Origin of the sequence: Paraburkholderia sp. UYCP14C (assembly GCF_004197395.1) — a bacterium.
GTDB lineage: Bacteria > Pseudomonadota > Gammaproteobacteria > Burkholderiales > Burkholderiaceae > Paraburkholderia.
The window spans coordinates 1-18866 of sequence record NZ_SELS01000094.1; the positions used below are offsets into that span (position 1 = coordinate 1).

Annotated in this window: 16 protein-coding genes and 1 pseudogene; 13 read left to right on the plus strand and 4 right to left on the minus strand. The window is 65.3% G+C overall.

Annotated elements, in window-relative coordinates:
• Positions 1 to 158: 158 nt before the first annotated feature.
• The gene (gene gndA, locus EVC45_RS40340) at positions 159 to 1568 is read left to right on the plus strand and encodes an NADP-dependent phosphogluconate dehydrogenase (protein WP_129963697.1); all 1410 of its coding nucleotides are present in this window, start codon (positions 159 to 161) and stop codon (positions 1566 to 1568) included.
• Between the two features lie 278 nt (positions 1569 to 1846).
• Positions 1847 to 2182 (plus strand): DUF4148 domain-containing protein, encoded by a 336-nt coding sequence (locus tag EVC45_RS40345; RefSeq protein WP_129963698.1) that lies wholly within the window; start codon positions 1847 to 1849, stop codon positions 2180 to 2182.
• Positions 2183 to 2388: 206 nt separating this feature from the next.
• Here the strand turns inward: EVC45_RS40345 and EVC45_RS40350 are convergent, their stop codons facing one another.
• On the minus strand, positions 2389 to 2709 hold the full coding sequence (locus EVC45_RS40350) for a hypothetical protein (protein WP_129963699.1): 321 nt from the start codon (positions 2707 to 2709) through the stop codon (positions 2389 to 2391).
• A gap of 230 nt (positions 2710 to 2939) precedes the next feature.
• Between EVC45_RS40350 and EVC45_RS40355 the strand changes: the two genes are divergently transcribed.
• The 3 genes from EVC45_RS40355 (at position 2940) to ltaE (ending at position 5426) form a co-directional block, all read left to right on the plus strand.
• Entirely contained in the window at positions 2940 to 3251 is a 312-nt protein-coding gene (locus tag EVC45_RS40355) for a cupin domain-containing protein (RefSeq protein WP_129963700.1), read from the plus strand.
• Between the two features lie 164 nt (positions 3252 to 3415).
• Positions 3416 to 4216, plus strand: coding sequence for a peptidoglycan DD-metalloendopeptidase family protein (locus EVC45_RS40360; RefSeq protein ID WP_129963701.1), 801 nt, complete (start codon positions 3416 to 3418; stop codon positions 4214 to 4216).
• 202 nt (positions 4217 to 4418) lie between these two features.
• Complete coding sequence (gene ltaE, locus EVC45_RS40365; RefSeq protein WP_129963702.1) at positions 4419 to 5426, plus strand: low-specificity L-threonine aldolase; 1008 nt, start codon at positions 4419 to 4421, stop codon at positions 5424 to 5426.
• Positions 5427 to 5571: 145 nt separating this feature from the next.
• Here the strand turns inward: ltaE and EVC45_RS40370 are convergent, their stop codons facing one another.
• Positions 5572 to 6942 (minus strand): MFS transporter, encoded by a 1371-nt coding sequence (locus EVC45_RS40370; RefSeq protein ID WP_211193558.1) that lies wholly within the window; start codon positions 6940 to 6942, stop codon positions 5572 to 5574.
• A 303-nt stretch (positions 6943 to 7245) separates the two neighbouring features.
• Positions 7246 to 7434: a hypothetical protein gene (locus tag EVC45_RS40375; RefSeq protein WP_129963704.1), complete on the minus strand. Its 189-nt coding sequence runs from the start codon at positions 7432 to 7434 to the stop codon at positions 7246 to 7248.
• Positions 7435 to 7725: 291 nt separating this feature from the next.
• Between EVC45_RS40375 and EVC45_RS40380 the strand changes: the two genes are divergently transcribed.
• Positions 7726 to 10179: a glycogen/starch/alpha-glucan phosphorylase gene (locus EVC45_RS40380; protein ID WP_129963705.1), complete on the plus strand. Its 2454-nt coding sequence runs from the start codon at positions 7726 to 7728 to the stop codon at positions 10177 to 10179.
• Positions 10180 to 10296: 117 nt separating this feature from the next.
• Here EVC45_RS40380 and EVC45_RS40385 read toward each other — a convergent pair whose 3' ends face one another.
• Entirely contained in the window at positions 10297 to 10695 is a 399-nt protein-coding gene (locus EVC45_RS40385; protein ID WP_129963712.1) for a DUF6232 family protein, read from the minus strand.
• 242 nt (positions 10696 to 10937) lie between these two features.
• On the opposite strand from EVC45_RS40385, the gene gltS reads away from it, so the two are divergent.
• The 7 genes and pseudogenes from gltS to EVC45_RS40420 form a co-directional block, all read left to right on the plus strand.
• Positions 10938 to 12140: a sodium/glutamate symporter gene (gltS, locus tag EVC45_RS40390; protein WP_129963706.1), complete on the plus strand. Its 1203-nt coding sequence runs from the start codon at positions 10938 to 10940 to the stop codon at positions 12138 to 12140.
• A 42-nt stretch (positions 12141 to 12182) separates the two neighbouring features.
• The gene (locus EVC45_RS40395; RefSeq protein ID WP_129963707.1) at positions 12183 to 13886 is read left to right on the plus strand and encodes a dihydroxy-acid dehydratase; all 1704 of its coding nucleotides are present in this window, start codon (positions 12183 to 12185) and stop codon (positions 13884 to 13886) included.
• 35 nt (positions 13887 to 13921) lie between these two features.
• On the plus strand, positions 13922 to 14782 hold the full coding sequence (locus EVC45_RS40400; RefSeq protein ID WP_129963708.1) for a class I SAM-dependent methyltransferase: 861 nt from the start codon (positions 13922 to 13924) through the stop codon (positions 14780 to 14782).
• A gap of 110 nt (positions 14783 to 14892) precedes the next feature.
• Positions 14893 to 15354 (plus strand): hypothetical protein, encoded by a 462-nt coding sequence (locus tag EVC45_RS40405; protein WP_129963709.1) that lies wholly within the window; start codon positions 14893 to 14895, stop codon positions 15352 to 15354.
• A gap of 108 nt (positions 15355 to 15462) precedes the next feature.
• Positions 15463 to 16467: an AraC family transcriptional regulator gene (locus tag EVC45_RS40410; protein ID WP_129963710.1), complete on the plus strand. Its 1005-nt coding sequence runs from the start codon at positions 15463 to 15465 to the stop codon at positions 16465 to 16467.
• A gap of 211 nt (positions 16468 to 16678) precedes the next feature.
• Complete coding sequence (locus tag EVC45_RS40415; RefSeq protein ID WP_129963711.1) at positions 16679 to 18481, plus strand: acyl-CoA dehydrogenase; 1803 nt, start codon at positions 16679 to 16681, stop codon at positions 18479 to 18481.
• Between the two features lie 71 nt (positions 18482 to 18552).
• Positions 18553 to 18866 (plus strand): annotated as a pseudogene (locus EVC45_RS40420) (electron transfer flavoprotein subunit beta/FixA family protein); the annotation flags it as partial.

Consider the following 18866-nt stretch of genomic DNA (forward strand, 5'->3'; position numbering starts at 1 on the left):
CCTGATCGCTGGCAAGCTCAACTTCACTTCGATCAACCCGCATACTGCATAACCCATTTGAATTTCAAAAGAGCCTCTTTTATTCTTTCACCCTCGACGCCGCGCCGCCGTTTCGATGGCGCGGCGTCACGACATTTTTTGGACTCTGGAGAATTCAAATGAGCAAACAGGCAATCGGCGTGGTGGGGCTGGCGGTCATGGGCCGCAATCTGGCGCTCAACATCGAGAGCCGCGGTCACGCGGTGTCGGTCTACAACCGTAGCCGCACGAAAACCGACGAACTCATCGCCGAATTTCCGGACCGCAAACTGGTGCCGGCATTCACGCTGGAAGAGTTCGTCGACTCGCTCGAAAAGCCACGCCGCATTCTGATGATGGTCAAGGCCGGCGAGCCGACCGACGCGACCATTGCCTCGCTCAAGCCGCTGCTCGAACAAGGCGACATCCTGATCGACGGCGGCAACACGCCGTTCACCGACACGATCCGCCGCAACCAGGAACTCGCGAAAGCGGGTCTGCACTTCATCGGCACCGGCGTGTCGGGCGGCGAGGAAGGCGCGCTGAAAGGCCCGTCGATCATGCCGGGCGGCCCGCGCGACGCGTACGACCTGGTCGCGCCGATCCTCACCGAGATCGCCGCGAAGGCGCCGGACGGCGAACCCTGCGTCGCGTACATGGGACCGGACGGCGCGGGCCACTTCGTGAAGATGGTGCACAACGGCATCGAGTACGGCGACATGCAGCTGATCGCCGAAAGCTACGCGGTGTTGAAGCAGGTCGTCGGCTTGTCGAACGAGGAACTCGGCAAGGTCTACACCGAGTGGAACAAGGGCGAACTGGACAGCTATCTGATTGAAATCACCTCGAAGATCTTCGGCAAGAAGGACGACGAAACCGGCAAGGATCTCGTCGACGTGATTCTCGACCGTGCCGCGCAGAAGGGCACCGGCAAGTGGACCAGCCAGAACGCGCTCGACCTCGGCGCGCCGCTGCCGCTGATCACCGAGGCAGTGTTCGCGCGCGTACTGTCGTCGCTGAAGACGCAGCGCGTGGCCGCGAGCAAGGTGCTCGAAGGTCCGGCCGCCAAGCCGCTCGAAGGCGCGAAGGACGCGTTCATCGAATCGGTGCGCCGCGCGTTGTACTTCAGCAAGGTGATCTCGTACGCGCAGGGCTTCGCGCAGTTGCGCGCGGCGTCGGAAGAGTACAAGTGGGATCTCGACTACGGCACGATCGCGAAGATCTTCCGCGCGGGTTGCATCATCCGCGCACGCTTCCTGCAGAAGATCACCGACGCCTACTCGAAGGACAAGGCGCTCGCGAACCTGCTGCTCGATCCGTACTTTCGCGACATCGCGAAGAACTATCAGGCGGCGCTGCGCGAAGTCGTGGTGGCGGCGGTCAACGCGGGTGTGCCGGTGCCGGCGTTCGCGTCGGCGATCGCCTATTTCGACGCCTATCGCTCGGAGCGTCTGCCCGCAAACCTCGTGCAGGCGCAGCGCGACTTCTTCGGCGCGCATACGTTCGAACGCATCGACAAGCCGGGCAGCTTCCACGCGCATTGGGGCTGAGCGGTTGAATGGACGACGGCCCGGCGCGCCATGCTGGTAGGGCGCGCCGGGCCGTTTCCGTTTGGATCAGTAATAAAACATCCAATTGTTACTGGATATAACGCGGCTTAAGACCCAACTTAAAGAACGCTTAGCAACTATTGCGAACGTAGCAATAGAGTTTCTTGTATTTAAGGGTTTACCCCAGATCATGGCACCTCTAAACTTGCTTTCAATCGCTGAGGGAACAGCAGCAAAGCCCGAAGCGCACCACACAACAAGTCATTTGGAGGTTAATCATGAAGACCCTGATTTCCGCAGTTGCCATCGCCGCCGCCCTCGTCGTTCCGGCCGCTTCGTTCGCTCAAGCGAGCCAGCCGGTGACGCGCGCTCAGGTTCGCGCTGAACTGGTGCAACTCGAAAAGGCCGGCTACAACCCGAACACCAACGATTCGGACTACCCCGCCAGCATCCAGGCAGCGCAAGCACGCGTCGATGCGCAACGCGGCACGGCCGTCGCGGCCAACACCGCGGACACCAGCGGCTACGGCGCTCCGGCTGCTGGCACCACGCAAGCTGGTCACGCAGTCCTGCCGGCGAAGGCCAACCGTAACTCGGTGTACTTCGGCAACTAATCGCCGGTACGGATGGCGCTGAAGTTCGATGTAGAAGGTTGCAGTAGAAGTGCGCAGGCGTAGTTGATAGTTCGTAGCAGGTAGTTGCAGTCTGCAGTAGACGCCGCATCGTGGAATTGCGCGGAACGCGGCGGGCAACAAAAAACGCCATCCAGTTTGATCGGATGGCGTTTTGTCGTGTGCGTCCCGCGGTGCGGCGGGATCGGTCAATGCAGCGTTCGCTGCCGTCGGCCGATATCGTCGAACAGCGCGCGGCTCGGCTCCAGCGCGAGCAGCCACGATTCGTCGTAGCCGCTCAGATTGTCGAGCGCCTCGCGCAGCCGCTCGATCGCCAACGCGGGCAGCTCGACGCTCGCCTCGACCCCGCTCGACAGCCTCGCGATGCTCGCCAGTTGCACCAGCGCATCGGCGGCCTCGGCGACGTCGGCCGCGAAGATCAGATGCGTGTTCAGCAATTCGACGAGGCCTTTAGACGACGCCACATCGTCGACGTTGAGTTGCACGGCCAGAAAGGTGGCTTTGTTCATCCTCGATTCCTCCCAGAATCCCGACGTTGTCGTGAGCTGCTTCGCGCGGCTTGACTGAGTATAGGCGATGACCGATTGCCCGCAATGATTGGACGAATCCGCCGCGGCGGCATGTTCGAACGGTCGCGCGGGCCGTGCAACCTATAATAGGGCCAGCCGCGCAAGCGCCGTCGCCGTGGGCAGACGACGCTGCCCGCGGGGTTTGCGCGCTTGCCAATCGCTCATCGACCATGAAGATCATCCGCAGCAGAAGCTTTACCGCGCCGCGTGCCTGGGGCGCGCTCGACATCGCGAACATGAACGGCATCACCACGCGTCTGCACTGGACCGACCAGCCGTACAAGTGGCACGTGAACGATGGCGAGGAGGTGTTCGCCGTGCTCGATGGGCGCGTCGAGATGCGCTATCGCGAAGGCGGCGAGGAACGTTCGACGGTGCTTGAAACCGGCGACGTGTTCTACGCGTCGGTCGGCACCGAGCACGTCGCGCATCCGCTCGGCGAGGCACGCGTGCTCGTCGTCGAAACGCAGGGCAGCGTCTGAAGAACACGGCAGTTTGACCGCGCGCGCCAGCACGGCGCGCGCGTGGCGGTCGCGCATAATATTCAGACGGCGGCAGACGGCCGCGACCCTACGCAAACTTGACGGCACGGCAATTGCTACGGCGTCGATTGAATCGCATTGAGACACACGTCGAGGAACATCAGATGACACAACAATGGCAACCGACGGGGATTCGCCTCTTGATGGCCGCGCTCGGCGTGACGATCGCCGGCTGCACGACGATGCCGTGGGAAAGCACGCCGTTCTACAGCAACGCGCCGTCGAGCACGACCAGCCTCGCGACGGTTCCGGTGCCCGCCGGCTACTATCGCGTGAATCCGGGCGATACGCTGTCCGGCATCGCTTCGGCGTATGGACGCAAACCGCAGGAACTTGCGGCATGGAACGGTTTGCCGATCAATGCGGCGGTCGCGCCCGGCCAGGTGCTGCGCGTGTCGCCGCCGATGACGTCGGGCAACGTGGTCACCCCGCCGGTTGCGGTGGGGCCGGGTGGGCCGAACCCGCCCGGCGCGACGGCGAACCTGCCGCCGGGCGCCGTGCCCGGTGCGCCGGCCCCCGTCGCCGGCCCGCAACAGGGCGTGCTGCAATGGCCGTTGCGCGGGCCGATCCTGCGCGCGTTTGCGCCGGGCAAATCGAACGGCATCGTGATCGGCGGGCAACCCGGCGATCCGGTCAAGGCGGCGGCGACCGGCCGCGTGGTCTACGCGGGCACCGGCATCGAAGCCTACGGTCCGCTCATCATCATCAAGCACAACGACTCGCTGATCACCGCTTACGGTCAGAACAGCCAGTTGCTCGTCAAGGAAGGCGACGCGGTCGCGCAAGGGCAGACGATCGGCGAGGTCGGGGTCGACAGCCGGGGCGTCGCGTCGATCCAGTTCGAAGTGCGTCAGAACGGCCAGCCCGTCGATCCGCTTCAGTGGCTGCCGAAGCCCGGCGGCTGAGCGTCTCGTTGCGTCGGTTGACTGAAGGTCGGTCGGCTCATCGCGGCCGGATCGGTGCCTCTCTCGGGGATCCGCCGATTTTCAGTGCCGTCTGAATTGAATACACTATATGGCTCGTTTGCCGGCGCGTGCGCGGTCCTCCCGGACTGCACGCGCGACCGGCTGCCGTAGGCTGTCATTCATGGACGCACAGGGACACACAATGATCGATTTGCGCAGCGATACCGTTACCCGTCCGACTCCGCCGATGCTCGCGGCGATGTCGGCGGCCGAAGTCGGCGACGACGTCTGGGGCGACGACCCCACCGTACTGCGTCTGCAGGCCACGCTGGCCGAGCGCACCGGCAAGGAAGCGGGGCTGTTCTTCCCGAGCGGCACGCAAAGCAACCTCGCCGCGTTGATGGCGCACTGCGCGCGCGGCGACGAATACATCGTCGGCCAGCTCGCGCACACCTACAAATACGAGGGCGGCGGCGCAGCCGTGCTCGGCAGCATCCAGCCCCAGCCGCTCGAAAACGCCGCCGACGGTTCGATCCCGCTGGAGAAGATCGCCGCCGCGATCAAGCCGATCGACAACCACTTCGCGCGCACCCGGCTGCTTGCTCTGGAAAACACGATCGGCGGCAAGGTGCTGCCCGCGCAGTACGTCGTCGAGGCGACGCAGCTCGCGCGTGAGCGCGGTCTCGCAACCCACCTCGACGGCGCGCGCGTGTTCAACGCGGCGGTCGCTTCGGGCAAGCCGGTCGCCGCGCTCGCCGAGCCGTTCGATTCGGTGTCGATCTGCTTTTCGAAGGGACTGGGCGCGCCGGTGGGCTCGGTGCTGGTCGGTAGCCGCGCGCTGATCGACGGCGCGCATCGCTGGCGCAAGGTGCTCGGCGGCGGCATGCGCCAGGCTGGCGTGCTCGCCGCGGCGTGCCTGTACGCGCTCGATCACAACGTCGAGCGTCTCGCCGACGATCACGCGAACGCCGCGCATCTGGCGGCGGGACTGGAGACGATCGAGCAGGTGAAGGTGCAGTCGGTCGCGACGAACATGGTGTTCGCGCAGTTTCCGCAGCAGCACTGCGCGCCGCTCGAGGCGTGGCTCAACGAGCGCGGCATCCTCACGCAGATGCTGTATGCGTCGCGCTTCGTCACGCACAAGGACGTGTCGCGCGCCGATATCGACACCTTCATTGCCGCGGTGAAGGGGTATTTCGCGGCGCGTTGAGCGCGTTGCGTTGGTCGTAAGCGAGACGGCTCGCGTGATTGCCGTCTCGACTTCCGGCATTGGCTTCAGCTCGCGTGCGCTCTCCCCAGCCGCGCCTCATTCACGCTTGATCCCCGCCTCACGCGCCGTCCGGCGCATCTATCTCTTACTTGACCGCCGCCTTCGTCTGCACGCCCGCACGGTGCGACGGCGCGAGCAGCCGCAAGCCGCTCGCGAGGCTCGCCGCGCCGGCGAAGAAGCCGCCGAGGCCGAGCGCGAGCGTCGGTCCATGCTGGCGGCCGGCGATGCCGAAGCACAGCGCGACCAGTGCCGCGCCGGTCGCCTGGCCGAGCAGCCGCGCGGTCGCGACGATGCCGCTCGCGCCGCCTCTGCGCTCGGGCGGCGCGCTCGCCATCAGTGCCTTCAGATTCGGCGACTGGAAAAAGCCGAAGCCCGCGCCGCAGATCGCCATGCGGATGCCGATGTCGAGCACGTGCGGATGGGCGGGCAGCATCGCCAGCGAGGCCATCCCCGCTGACAGCACCGCGAGCCCGATCGCGCCGAGCAGACCCGGCGGATAGCGGTCCGACAGGCCGCCCGCTAGCGGCGCGGCGAGCGCGACCACGACGGGCCACGGCGTCATCAGGAAGCCGGTTTCGACCTGGCTGCGCAGCAGCACGTCCTCGAAATAGAACGGCAGCGACACGAACGCGAGGCCTTGCGCCGCGAACGAGCAGACGGCCGTCACCGCCGACAGCGCAAACACCGGCCGCTTGAACAGATCGACAGGCAGCATCGGCGCGGGGTGGCCCGCCTCGCGGCGGATCAGCAGCAGCCCGAACACGACCGCGATCGCCGCGGCGCCGAGCACGATCTGCATCGATGCGCGCTGCGCCGCCTCGCCGAGCGCGAAGATCAGCGCGGCGAACGTGACCACATTGAGCAGCGCCGCCACCGGATCGAGCTGATGCCGGCCCTGCGCGGTATGCGGCAGCGCGGGCATCGCGAAGCTCAGCGCGAGCAAGCCGAGCGGCACGTTGACCGCGAACAGCCACGGCCACGTCGCGACCGACAGAATCAGCGACGCCACCGTCGGCCCGACCGCGAACGACACGCCGACGATCAGCGCATTGGTGCCGAGCCCGCGACCGAGCCGATGCGGCGGGTACAGATAGCCGATCAGCGCGGTGTTGACGCTCATGATCGCGCTGGCGCCGAGGCCCTGCACGATGCGCGCGGCGGTGAGCAGCGGCAGCGTCGGCGCCAGCGCGCAGCCGAGCGAGCTCAGCGTGAACAGCGCGATGCCGCCGATATAGATGCGCCGATGCCCGACGATATCGCCGAGCGCGGCGAGCGGCAGCAGCGTCGCGACCATCGCCAGCTGATACGCGTTGATGATCCAGACCGACGCGGCCGGCGCCGCGTGCAGGTCGGCGGCGATCGCGGGCAGCGCGGTGTTGGCGATCGCGGTATCGAGCGTGGCGAGCGCGACGGCGAGCATGATCGCGGTCATCGCGCGGCGGTTGGCGGCCGACATCGGGCCGTCGGCGGGGAGGGTCGGCGCGGGGACGCCAACGGCGGGGCTGAGCTTATCGGACAACGCGTGGCTCGTCGGGTAGGGCATGCCGGAGTCGGCCGCTTCCAAAAAAGGAGGCGGGCGCACGGGCGGCGGTTTCGTGGTGAGTGAGGCGCGCGCTGCCGGTCCACGGCGACTGAACGTGGTGGCTGGTGCGGCGCAACGCTGCGATTGTTGCAGAGACGGCAAGATCGTGCAGGGAGGCGGGCAGGGTCCGGTTGGAGGGCGCGGACGGGGAGGCGCTTTGAACTCTGGGTAACGCAACTAACTGTCAAGCCCGCCCGGCACCTCCGATTCAGCGCGCGCCCGCGTCAAATCCATCACGCATTCGCTAAAACCGTCCAGCAGAACGAGCCGTCCGATTCGATCACAGGATGAAGCAATCCGGGGCTTCATCCGCCCGTCACGCATCGGAAAAATAATCGATGGGCGGCAAGCGAATGCTTCGAGCATGCGCCTTCCCCAAATCACGCTCATTCAATCGTGTCACGCCCGCCGATGCACACGCCGAGTGCCGCAACCACGCGGCTTTGCACCGTATCCGGGCGCGCGCCGCGGCGCCATCGCGCGGCACCGGGCGAACTCGCCGGGCACGCCCTATGCGTCATCGTCCGCTCGCGCGCCAGTGTGCGCGAACCTTAAAATGTCCTACTCTGTTTTTTTAAACCGTTCCGACAGGCACGCGCCTCCCGTCCGTCTCCAGTGCGGTTCGCGTCTGCCATGTCGAACTTCCCGGAGGCTTCGATGACGACCGTCGATCTGGAATTCGACCAGCTCCACAGTACCGTCGACGCGCTACGGCGCTCAATCTCGAATCGCATGATGTACGGCGTCGGCAAGGACGCCATCACCGCTCATCCGCACGATTGGCTGCATGCGGCCGCGCTGGCGGTGCGCGACCGGCTCGTCGCGCGCTGGATGAAGACCACGCGCCTGCAATACGAGCAGGACGTGAAGCGGGTCTACTACCTGTCGATGGAGTTTCTGATCGGCAGGACCTTTACGAACGCGCTGCTCGCGCTCGGCATTCACGATCAGATGAAGGAGGCGCTCGCGAGCCTCGGCGTCGACATGGACGCGCTGATCGATCTCGAACCCGACGCCGCGCTCGGCAACGGCGGTCTCGGTCGGCTCGCCGCGTGCTTTCTCGACTCGATGGCGACGCTCGGCATTCCGGGCTTCGGCTACGGCATCCGTTACGAGTACGGCATGTTCCGTCAGGAAATCGTCAACGGCGAGCAGGTCGAGGCACCCGACTACTGGCTGCGCGCCGGCAATCCATGGGAATTTCCGCGGCCCGAAATCAAGTACATGGTGCACTTCGGCGGACGCACCGTGCAGCGCGGCGAGAAGACCGAATGGATCGACACCGAGCACGTGAACGCGACCGCGTACGACACCGTGATCCCCGGCTATGCGACCGACGCGACCAACACGCTGCGGCTGTGGTCCGCGCGCGCGACCGAGGAACTCGACCTCGGCGCGTTCAATCGCGGCGACTACCGCAACGCGGTCGACACCAAGAACATGTCGGAAAACGTGTCGCGGCTGCTCTATCCCGACGACTCGACGCCCGCCGGCCGCGAGTTGCGGCTGCGCCAGGAGTACTTCTTCGTATCGGCGACGATGCAGGATCTGATCCGCCGCTATCAGCGCACGCACAGCACGTTCGGACGCTTCGCGGAGAAGGTCGCGGTGCATCTGAACGACACGCATCCGGTGCTCGCGATTCCCGAACTGATGCGCCTGCTGGTCGACGTGCATAACCTGCCGTGGGACAAGGCGTGGAAACACGTGACGCAGATCTTCTCGTACACGAATCACACGCTGATGCCCGAGGCGCTCGAAACCTGGGATGTCGAAATGCTGGCGCGCCTGCTGCCGCGCCATCTCGAGATCATCTTCGAAATCAACGCGCAGTTTCTGAAGCACGTCAGCGAGCACTCCGGCCACGACGCCGAGATGATCCGCCGCATTTCGCTCGTCGACGAATACGGGCAGCGGCGCGTGCGCATGGCGTATCTGGCGATCGTCGCGAGTCACAAGGTGAACGGTGTGTCGAAGCTGCACTCGCAACTGATGACGCGCGACATCTTCTCCGACTTCGCGCGCATCTATCCGGACCGCTTCACCAACGTCACCAACGGCATCACGCCGCGCCGCTGGCTCGCGCAGGCGAGTCCGTCGATGTCGTCGCTGATCGATGCGCGCATCGGCAAGCATTGGCGCAGCAATCTGTTCGAGCTGGAGCAACTGCGCAATCTGCGCAAGGACGACGAGTTCGTCGAAGCGTTCCGCGAGGCCAAACGACAGAGCAAGCTGCGGCTCGTGCACCGGCTCGCGCATCACACCAAGCTGCACTTCGATCCGGACGCGCTGTTCGATCTGCAGGTCAAGCGCATTCACGAATACAAGCGCCAGTTGCTGAACGTGTTGCACGTGATCGTGCGCTACAACGAGATTCGCGCGAATCCCGGGCACGACTGGGTGCCGCGCGTCGTGCTGTTCGCGGGCAAGGCCGCGTCCGCTTACCGGATGGCCAAGACGATCATCAAGCTGATCGGCGACGTCAGCGAGAAAGTCAATCACGATCCGCTGATCGGCGATCGCCTGAAGGTCGTGTTCGTACCGAACTACGGCGTCAGCGTCGCCGAGCTGATCATTCCGGCGGCCGATCTGTCGGAGCAGATCTCGATGGCCGGCACCGAGGCGTCGGGCACCGGCAACATGAAGCTCGCGCTCAACGGCGCATTGACGATCGGCACGATGGACGGCGCGAACATCGAGATCTGCGACGCGGTGGGGCGCGAGAACATCTTCATCTTCGGCCACACTGCCGACGAGGTCGACGACCTGCGCGCAAGCGGTTATCGGCCGCGGCATATCTACGAGGAGAACGAAGCATTGCGCACCGCGCTCGATCAGATTCGCTCGGGCTTCTTCTCGCCGGACGATCCGCTACGCTTTTCGGATATCTTTCACACGCTGGTCGACTGGGGCGACCACTACATGGTGCTCGCCGATTTCGCTGCGTTCGCGAAGGCGCAGAAAGAAGTGGATGCGCGTTTCGTCGACCGGCACGCGTGGACCGAAAGCGCGATCGAGAACGTCGCGGGCATGGGGCAGTTCTCGTCGGATCGCACGATCGGCGAGTATGCGCGCAATATCTGGCGCGTGAATCCGGTCAGCCTCGACTGAGCGCGAGACGACGCCGATGTAGTTGCCTGGTTTGTCGAAGCAAAGGGAAAGCCGTGCGAGGCTGGTGCTGATCGGTCGCGCACGGCTTCGTCATGTTTTGCGCGTCTGGCGGCGGCCTCACGCCTTCGGCGCGGCAGCCGCCGCGGCCGCTGCCTTCGCTCGATGCACGGCCTCGCCGACGCGCTCGACGAACTCGCGATCCGTGCTCATCAGCGCCTCGCGCTCGCCGTCGGCCGTCTTGACCATCAGCCGATGCGTGATGTCCTGAGTCACCCAGGTGAGCCAGCCGACCACGATCAGCATCGCCCCGCATACGAGTCCCGACGCCGAATGCAGCACACCGCCGACGATCGCGCCGATCAGCCCGGCCACCGAGATCACGAGCGGCACGGTCTTGTTCTTCTGCACGGTGACGACCTGCACGTCGACGATATCGCGCAGCGGGAAGACCTGACCCGCGGACGAGAGGGCGTTGCGCGTGACGGACACGCCGCGATCGTTGAAAGGAGTTTCCATCCGTTTCCATGCGAAGGTGGTGAAGCGCGCAGCGTAGCAGACTTCGTCGCGCGGCAGTGGCGCGACGCCGTGCGCCGATTGCACTGCGTCAAGGAAAATCATACTTTGCCTGGACGGATTGGCTAAGATGTCGCAGGTCGCGCGCGCTCCGGATGATTACCAGGCCTTACCGCACCATGATGCGCCGCCGCGTCGCGCCGGGAAAACAGAAAACGTCGTCACGCTCCCGCTCGGAGGCCATCATGACTATCGGCGTATATGCCACGCTGGTCGCTACGTCGCTCGTGCTGCTGCTCGGCGAAAAGCTCGTGCAATGGATCGGCGTGCTGCGGACCTATTCGATTCCGGCGCCGGTGGCGGGCGGCCTCATCGTCGCGATCTGCGTGCTGATCGTGCGCATCACCACCCACGTGCAGGTCAGGTTCGATTCGACGATGCAGGCGCCGCTGATGCTCGCGTTCTTTTCGACGATCGGCCTGAATGCGCATCTGTCGAGTCTGAAGGCGGGCGGCCCGGTGTTGATCCGTTTTCTCGCGCTGGTCAGCGGGCTGCTGATTCTGCAGAACGTGCTCGGCATCGTGCTCGCGTTCGCGCTCGGCGTCGATCCGCTGCTAGGCATTCTCGGTGGCTCGGTCACGTTGTCGGGCGGGCACGGCACCGGCGCCGCGTGGAGCCAGGTCTTCACCGAACGGCACGGGCTGGAATCGGCGGCCGAGATCGCGATCGGCTGCGCGACGTTCGGGCTCGTGATAGGCGGCGTGCTCGGCGGTCCGATCGCACGGTTGCTGATGCGGCGCATCAGCGCCGACGAACTGCTGAGCGTCGGGCGGCGCGACGAAGAAACGCTGGTCTTCGAGGAGCCGAAGGCGCAGCAGGCCACCACACCCGCCGCGATCATCACGACGCTCGCGCTGATCTCGATCTGCCTGGCGGGCGGCGAACTGTTTGCCGACTGGATCGCGGACACCGTATTCGAATTGCCGACTTTCGTCTGTGTGCTGTTCATCGGCGTGATCCTGAACAACGTGCTCGCGCTCGCGCGTGTGCGGATCGACCAGCACGCAGTCGCGCTCGTCGGCAACGTCGCGCTCGCGCTCTTTCTCGCGATGGCGCTGATGCGGCTCGACCTATGGGAGCTTGCCGCGCTCGCGGTGCCGATCATCTCGATCCTCGCGGCGCAGACCGTGCTGATGGCGCTCTACGCGGTGTTCATCACGTTCCGGGTGATGGGTCGCAACTACGACGCGGTCGTGTTGTGCGCGGCACAATGCGGACTTGGGATGGGCGCCACGCCGACCGCGATCGCGAACATGCAGGCGATCACGAACCGCTTCGGCCATTCCCACATCGCGTTCCTGATCGTGCCGATGACGGGCGCGTTTTTCATGGACATCGTCAACGCGATCGTCATCAAACTGTTTCTCACGCTGCCGTTTTTCCATTGAGCCGAGGCGGCATTCGCAGATCAACCCAGCCAAGCACATACCATGAGCGATCAACGCAGCAACAAGCCGGTCGGTTTCGCCAAAGGCCTGACCAACTACGGCGACCGCGAATTCAGCGTGTATCTGCGCCGCACCTTCGCGAGTTCGATGGGCTATAGCCGCGAGATGCTGGACCGGCCGATCGTCGGCATTGCGCATTCGGCGAGCGGCTTCAACAATTGCCACCGGCATTTCCCCGAGATGATCGACGCGGTCAAGCGCGGCGTGCTGGCGGCCGGCGGCCTGCCGATCGAGTTTCCGACCATCTCGCTCGGCGAAACGTTCCTGAGCCCGACGAGCCTGAAGTTTCGCAACCTGATGTCGATGGACGTCGAGGAAATGACGCGCGCGCAGCCGATGGATTCGGTCGTGCTGCTCGGCGGCTGCGACAAGACGGTGCCCGCGCAGCTGATGGGCGCGGCATCCGCGAATCTGCCCGCGGTGCAACTGGTCGCGGGGCCGATGTCGACGAGCCGGCATCGCGGCGAGCGGCTCGGCGCCTGCACCGATTGCCGGCGCTTCTGGGCCAAATTCCGCGCGACCGAAATCGACGCGCAGGACATCGGCATCGTCGAACGACGGCTCGCGTCGACCGCGGGCACCTGCGCGGTGATGGGCACCGCGAGCACGATGGCGATCATCGCCGAAACGCTCGGCATGATGCCCGCGAATAGCGCCGCGTGTCCCGCGGTCGATGCGGACCGTTTGCGCATCGCGGAAGAAACGGGACGCGTCGCCTTCGATCTGATCGCGAAGCCGATCCTGCCGAGCGAGATCATCACCGCGCAGTCGGTCGAGAACGCGCTGCGCGTGCTGCTCGCGATCGGCGGCTCGACGAACGCGATGATCCATCTGACCGCGATCGCGGGCCGTGTCGGCGTGAAGGTCGATCTGCGGCGCTTGAACGAACTGAGCGACAGCACGCCGGTGCTCGTCAACCTGAAGCCGACCGGCGATCACTATATGGAAGACCTGTATGCGGCGGGCGGCGTGCCGGCGATCCTGCGCGAGATCAAGCATCTGCTGCATCTCGACTGCCGCACGGTGACCGGCGAGACGCTCGGCGAGCGGCTGCACGACGTGAGCTGGGTCGATCACACGGTGGTGCGGCCGTACGCGCAGCCGGTGCGCGAAAACGGCGGGCTGGTCGCGCTGTTCGGCAACCTCGCGCCGCGCGGCGCGATCCTGAAGCGGTCGGCGGCCGATCCGAAGCTGTTCGAGAAGGAAGGGCGCGCGGTCGTGTTCGAATCGCTCGAAGACCTGGCGAACCGCGTCGACAGCGATGAACTCGACGTCAGCGCCGACGATTTCCTGGTGTTGCAGAACGCAGGTCCCACCAGCGATTCGGCGATGCCCGAAGCCGGTTATCTGCCGATTCCGGCCAAGCTCGCGCGCGCCGGCGTGAAGGACATGGTGCGGATGTCGGACGCGCGCATGAGCGGTACCGCGTACGGCACGATCGTGTTGCACATCACGCCCGATTCGGCGTCGGGCGGCCCGCTCGGGCTCGTGCGCAACGGCGATCGGATTCGCCTGAGCGTCGCGAATCGCTCGCTGGAATTGCTCGTGCCGGATGAAGAGCTGGAGCGACGCCGCGCCGCGTTGCCGCCGCAAACGCGGGCGCCGGCGAAGCGCGGTTATGCGAAGCTGTACGAACAGGAAATTCTGCAAGCCGATGAGGGTTGTGATTTCCAGTTTCTCAAGTGAACGAGCGGCAATCAGCGAACCGGATCGGCACAGTCATGAGCGATCAACCACACATCGCACCCGACAGCACCGCCGCGCGCGTCGCGTTATGGCGAGCACTGCATGTGCAGGCAGACGCGCCGCCGCACGTGCTCGAAGACGAAATCGGCTTGCAGTTGCTGGCCCCCGCCGAAGACTGGCGCAGCCGCGGCGACATGGACCCGCGCTTCACGCGGCCGTTTCGCGCGTCGATCGTCGCGCGCGCACGCTTCATCGAGGATCTGGTCGTCGAGCAGGCCGGGCGCGGGGTGGATCAATACGTGATCCTGGGCGCCGGTCTCGACAGCTTCGCGCAACGCCGGACCGACATCGCGTCGCGGCTCACCGTGTTCGAGGTCGATCCGCCGGGGCCGCAAACGTGGAAGCGTCAGCGGCTCGGCGAGCTGGGTTTCGGCGTGCCGGACTGGCTGCGTTTCGTGCCGATCGACTTCGAAGCGGGCGATAGCTGGCGGCAGCGTCTCGTCGCCGAAGGTTTCGACGAAAGCAGGCCGGCCGTCGTCGTGTCGACCGGCGTCAGCATGTATCTGACGAAGGAGGCGAACGCGGCGACGCTGCGCGAAGTGGCCGGGCTCGCACATGGCTCGACGTTCGCGATGACGTTCCTGTTGCCGCTGCAGATGGCGGATCCGGAGGTGCGCCCGGGGCTCGAAATGGCGGAGAAGGGCGCGCGTGCGAGCGGGACACCGTTCATCAGCTTCTTCATGCCGCAGCAGATGATCGAAATGACGCGTGAAGCCGGATTCGACGACGCGCGGCACGTGTCCGCGGCCGATCTGACGCAGCGCTACTTCGCAGGCCGCACGGATGGGCTGCGTCCGCCGGGCAATGCGGAGGAATTGCTGGTGGCGAATACTTAGGGGCGGCCACGTCAACCGAACTTGCCAACCCGGCATGCGGGTCGTGAATCCGCGATCGCTTCCGTCACGCGGATATAATCGCGCTCGACCATGGCCTCCGACGTCTACTCATGAAAAAGATCGCTGCCTTCGCACTCGTCGCCTGTGCACTCGCCGCCTGCTCGTCCCCGGAAAAGGACGCGCAGCGCGCCCAGCAGGACATCCTTCATAGCGAACCGAACCTTCACGCCGCGCAACGCAACGCGGTGATCGATTGCTCGCCGGCGAATTGCGATGCCGCGTGGGCGGCGACGAAGCGCTATATCGAGCAGCACTCCGACACTCACGTGATCCGCGCGGACGCGCTCGCGATCGAGACGGACGTGCCCGACGATTCGGGCAAAGCCGCTTTCTCCGCGACCCGCGCGAACAAGAGCACGGGCGGCGCGACGCTGTCGCTGTTCGCGCAGTGCCGCGGCATGTACGGGCCCGACAGCGCGAAGGGCGACGACTATGACGAGTGCGCCGACAAGATCCTGAAGACCCAGAACGGCTACGTGCCGTATCTGCGCTCGCACGCATCGGCGCAATAGGCACAACAGGCGGCAAGCCACCTGAATTGGGGGGGAGCCAAACGTGGCACTCCCTCGAAGCGGCGGGAGACGCTATGCTGATGCGTCTTCGCTTCGCGGAACACTTTCATGCACGCTCCTGGCGCAACCGTACCGATCTCGCTCGTCAACGGGTTCCTTGGCAGCGTCAGGACGCGGCCGGATATCGTCGACCGGCATCTGTCGGGCGCCAACATTCCGCGCGCGCTGCTGGACCAGCCTGGAGCGCGCGTCACCGAGGAACAGTTCTCGACGCTCTACCGTTCGCTCGCGATCGAGCTCGACGACGAGATGCCCGGAATCTTCTCGCGCCCGCTGCGCAGCGGCGCGCTCAAGTTTCTGTGTCTGAGCCTGCTGGATGCGCCGAATCTCGAAACCGCGATGCACCGGTTCGGCCAGTTCTTTCATCTGGTGTTCGACGACTTCCGCTTCGAGTCGCGCCGCGGCGAGCTCGTCGCGACTCTGGCGGTGCGTCCGGGCAGCATGGGCGAGCAACCCGGCGTGCTGGGTCAGGAGCTGATGCTGAAGCTCGCGCATGGGGTCGCGTCCTGGCTGATCGGTCAGCGGATTGCGTTGTTGCAGGTGCAGTTCGCCTTTCCCCGTCCCGCTCACACGCTCGAGTATCTGTATCTGTTCCCCGGGCCGGCGAAGTTCGACTGCGATCAGACCTCGATGCAGTTCAGCAGTAGCTATTTCGACATGCCCATACGCCAGCGCAAGGCGAACCTGCGGAGGTTTCTTGCGCGCGCCCCCGAAGACTGGATCTTCGTTTCGTTCAACGAGCAGCTGTTCAGTCATCGCGTGCGGGAACATCTCGCGTCCCGGCTGCCCGACGTCCCGTCCATCGAGCAGGCGGCGGAAGGCCTGCACTGTTCGGTCAGAACCCTGTGCCGCCATCTTGCCGCCGAGGGCACGGCGTTCCAGGTGCTCAAGGACGAATTGCGCCGCGACATCGCGATCCAACGCCTGACGGGCACGCACGAGCCCATCGCCATCATCGCGGGCGACGTCGGCTTCGGCGACCCCACCGCGTTCCACCGAGCGTTCCGTCACTGGACCGGCAGCACCCCGGCGGCCTATCGCCGGGGCGGCTGAGCGCGTCGTATCAATGCGTCGGTAGCCTACGCCGACGCGGCTTTCACGTTGCGCCCACCCCTCCGACGTGGCCAGAGATGTCAATAGATCGTCCGGTTTTGACAACCGGGCAGGGGCTGTCCGACGCTACGATTCAGCCATACGTTACCCCGGCCGCATCGGTGCCAGACGGGTGACTTTCCCTACGGACTATCTGATCGGAAGAATGGTAATGAGCTACGTCGCGCCCCTGAAAGACATGTTGTTTGCACTCACGGAACTGGCCGGAATCGACCAGCTGGCGGGCTTGCCCGGCTGCGAGGACGCGACCGCCGACACCGCTCGCGCGGTGCTCGAAGAGGCCGCGCGGCTGCACGAAGGCGTGCTCGCGCCGCTGAACTTCGACGGCGACCGCAGCCCGAGCACGTGGAAGGACGGGGTGGTCACCGCGACGCCCGGTTTCAAGAATGCGTTCCGTCAGTTCGCCGAAGGCGGGTGGCAGGGTTTGCAACATCCGGCCGACTACGGCGGCCAGGACCTGCCCAAGCTGCTGTCGACGCCCTGCATCGAAATGCTCAACGCCGCCAACCTGTCGCTCGGGCTGTGCCCGCTGCTGACCGACGGCGCGATCGAAGCGCTGCTGACGGCCGGTAGCGAAGAGCAGAAGCAACGCTACGTGCCGAAAATGATCTCCGGCGAATGGACCGGCACGATGAATCTGACCGAGCCGCAGGCCGGCTCCGATCTGTCGCTCGTGCGCACCCGCGCCGAGCCGCAAGCCGACGGCTCGTACCGGATCTTCGGCACGAAGATCTTCATTACGTGGGGCGAGCACGACATGGCGCAGAACATCGTCCATCTCGTCCTTGCACGCACGCCGAACGCGCCCGAAGGCGTGAAAGGCATTTCGCTGTTCGTCGTGCCGAAGGTTCTCGTCAACGAAGACGGTTCGCTCGGCGAGCGCAACGACGTGCACTGCGTGTCGATCGAACACAAGCTCGGCATCAAGGCGAGCCCGACCGCGGTGCTGCAATTCGGCGATCACGGCGGCGCGATCGGGCAGCTCGTCGGCGAGGAGAACCGCGGCCTGGAGTACATGTTCATCATGATGAACGCCGCGCGCTTCGCGGTCGGGGTGCAGGGCGTGGCGATCTCGGATCGCGCGTACCAGCAGGCCGTCGCGTATGCGAAGGAGCGCGTGCAGAGCCGTCCCGTGGATGGCTCCGCGAAGCAGTCGGTCGCGATCATCCAGCACCCGGACGTGCGGCGCATGCTCTCGACGATGCGCGCGCTGACCGAAGGCGCACGCGCGCTGGCCTACGTGTCGGCGTCGCATTGCGATCTCGCGCATCGTCATCCGGATGAAATGACGCGTGCGACGCATCAGGCGATCTACGAATACCTGGTGCCGATCGTAAAGGGCTGGAGCACGGAGATGTCGCTGGAGGTGACGAGCCTCGGCGTGCAGGTGCATGGCGGCATGGGCTTCATCGAGGAAACCGGCGCAGCGCAGTACTACCGCGACGCGCGCATTCTGCCGATCTACGAAGGCACGACGGCGATCCAGGCCAACGACCTCGTCGGCCGCAAGACCATGCGCGACAACGGCGAAGTGGCCGTGATGCTGCTTGCGCAGATCGACGTGACGCTGGCCGCGCTGCAAGCGCACGACTCATATGGTTCGAGCGCGGCCTTTCAGGCGATGCACCGTCATCTGTCCGCCGGCCGCGACGCGTTGCACAGCGCGGTGCGCTACGTGGTCGAGAACGTCAAGAGCGACCCGAACGCGGTGTTCGCCGGCAGTGTGTCTTATCTGATGCTCGCGGGCATCGTGCTCGCGGGTTGGCAAGTCGCCCGCTCGCTCGTGGTCGCGGCCGACAAACGCGACGAAGATCCGGCCTTCCATGAAGCGAAGATCGCGACCGCGCATACCTACGCGACGCAGGTGCTGCCGCGTGCAATCGCGCTCGAAGCGGCGATTCGCGGCGCTCGCAATGGCGAAGGCGCACTGGCGCTGCGCGAAGACCAGTTCTGATCGATCAACGGACATAATGTGTCATTCAAATCGATAGGGCTCGGCCCTATCGGTGTGGGAAGGAGAGTGTCGTGAGAGTTCTTGTAGCAGTGAAGCGAGTGGTCGACTACAACGTGAAGGTCCGTGCGAAGTCGGACGGTACGGGCGTCGATATTGCGAACGTGAAAATGTCGATGAACCCGTTCGATGAGATCGCGGTTGAAGAGGCGGTGCGTCTGAAGGAAGCGGGCGTCGTGACCGAAGTGGTTGCCGTATCGGCCGGTGTTGCGCAATCGCAGGAAACGCTGCGCACCGCGCTCGCGATCGGCGCGGACCGCGCGATCCTGATCGAATCGAACGAAGACCTGCAGCCGCTGGCAGTCGCGAAGCTGCTCAAGGCGCTGGT

What these genes read in the sequence shown, in the direction of transcription:
- gndA (WP_129963697.1), top strand. Translation starts at nt 159, where the DNA reads ATGAGCAAACAGGCAATCGGCGTGGTGGGGCTGGCGGTCATGGGCCGC.
- EVC45_RS40345 (WP_129963698.1), top strand. Translation starts at nt 1,847, where the DNA reads ATGAAGACCCTGATTTCCGCAGTTGCCATCGCCGCCGCCCTCGTCGTT.
- EVC45_RS40350 (WP_129963699.1), bottom strand. Translation starts at nt 2,709, where the DNA reads ATGAACAAAGCCACCTTTCTGGCCGTGCAACTCAACGTCGACGATGTG.
- EVC45_RS40355 (WP_129963700.1), top strand. Translation starts at nt 2,940, where the DNA reads ATGAAGATCATCCGCAGCAGAAGCTTTACCGCGCCGCGTGCCTGGGGC.
- EVC45_RS40360 (WP_129963701.1), top strand. Translation starts at nt 3,416, where the DNA reads ATGACACAACAATGGCAACCGACGGGGATTCGCCTCTTGATGGCCGCG.
- ltaE (WP_129963702.1), top strand. Translation starts at nt 4,419, where the DNA reads ATGATCGATTTGCGCAGCGATACCGTTACCCGTCCGACTCCGCCGATG.
- EVC45_RS40370 (WP_211193558.1), bottom strand. Translation starts at nt 6,942, where the DNA reads ATGTCGGCCGCCAACCGCCGCGCGATGACCGCGATCATGCTCGCCGTC.
- EVC45_RS40375 (WP_129963704.1), bottom strand. Translation starts at nt 7,434, where the DNA reads ATGCTCGAAGCATTCGCTTGCCGCCCATCGATTATTTTTCCGATGCGT.
- EVC45_RS40380 (WP_129963705.1), top strand. Translation starts at nt 7,726, where the DNA reads ATGACGACCGTCGATCTGGAATTCGACCAGCTCCACAGTACCGTCGAC.
- EVC45_RS40385 (WP_129963712.1), bottom strand. Translation starts at nt 10,695, where the DNA reads ATGGAAACTCCTTTCAACGATCGCGGCGTGTCCGTCACGCGCAACGCC.
- gltS (WP_129963706.1), top strand. Translation starts at nt 10,938, where the DNA reads ATGACTATCGGCGTATATGCCACGCTGGTCGCTACGTCGCTCGTGCTG.
- EVC45_RS40395 (WP_129963707.1), top strand. Translation starts at nt 12,183, where the DNA reads ATGAGCGATCAACGCAGCAACAAGCCGGTCGGTTTCGCCAAAGGCCTG.
- EVC45_RS40400 (WP_129963708.1), top strand. Translation starts at nt 13,922, where the DNA reads ATGAGCGATCAACCACACATCGCACCCGACAGCACCGCCGCGCGCGTC.
- EVC45_RS40405 (WP_129963709.1), top strand. Translation starts at nt 14,893, where the DNA reads ATGAAAAAGATCGCTGCCTTCGCACTCGTCGCCTGTGCACTCGCCGCC.
- EVC45_RS40410 (WP_129963710.1), top strand. Translation starts at nt 15,463, where the DNA reads ATGCACGCTCCTGGCGCAACCGTACCGATCTCGCTCGTCAACGGGTTC.
- EVC45_RS40415 (WP_129963711.1), top strand. Translation starts at nt 16,679, where the DNA reads ATGAGCTACGTCGCGCCCCTGAAAGACATGTTGTTTGCACTCACGGAA.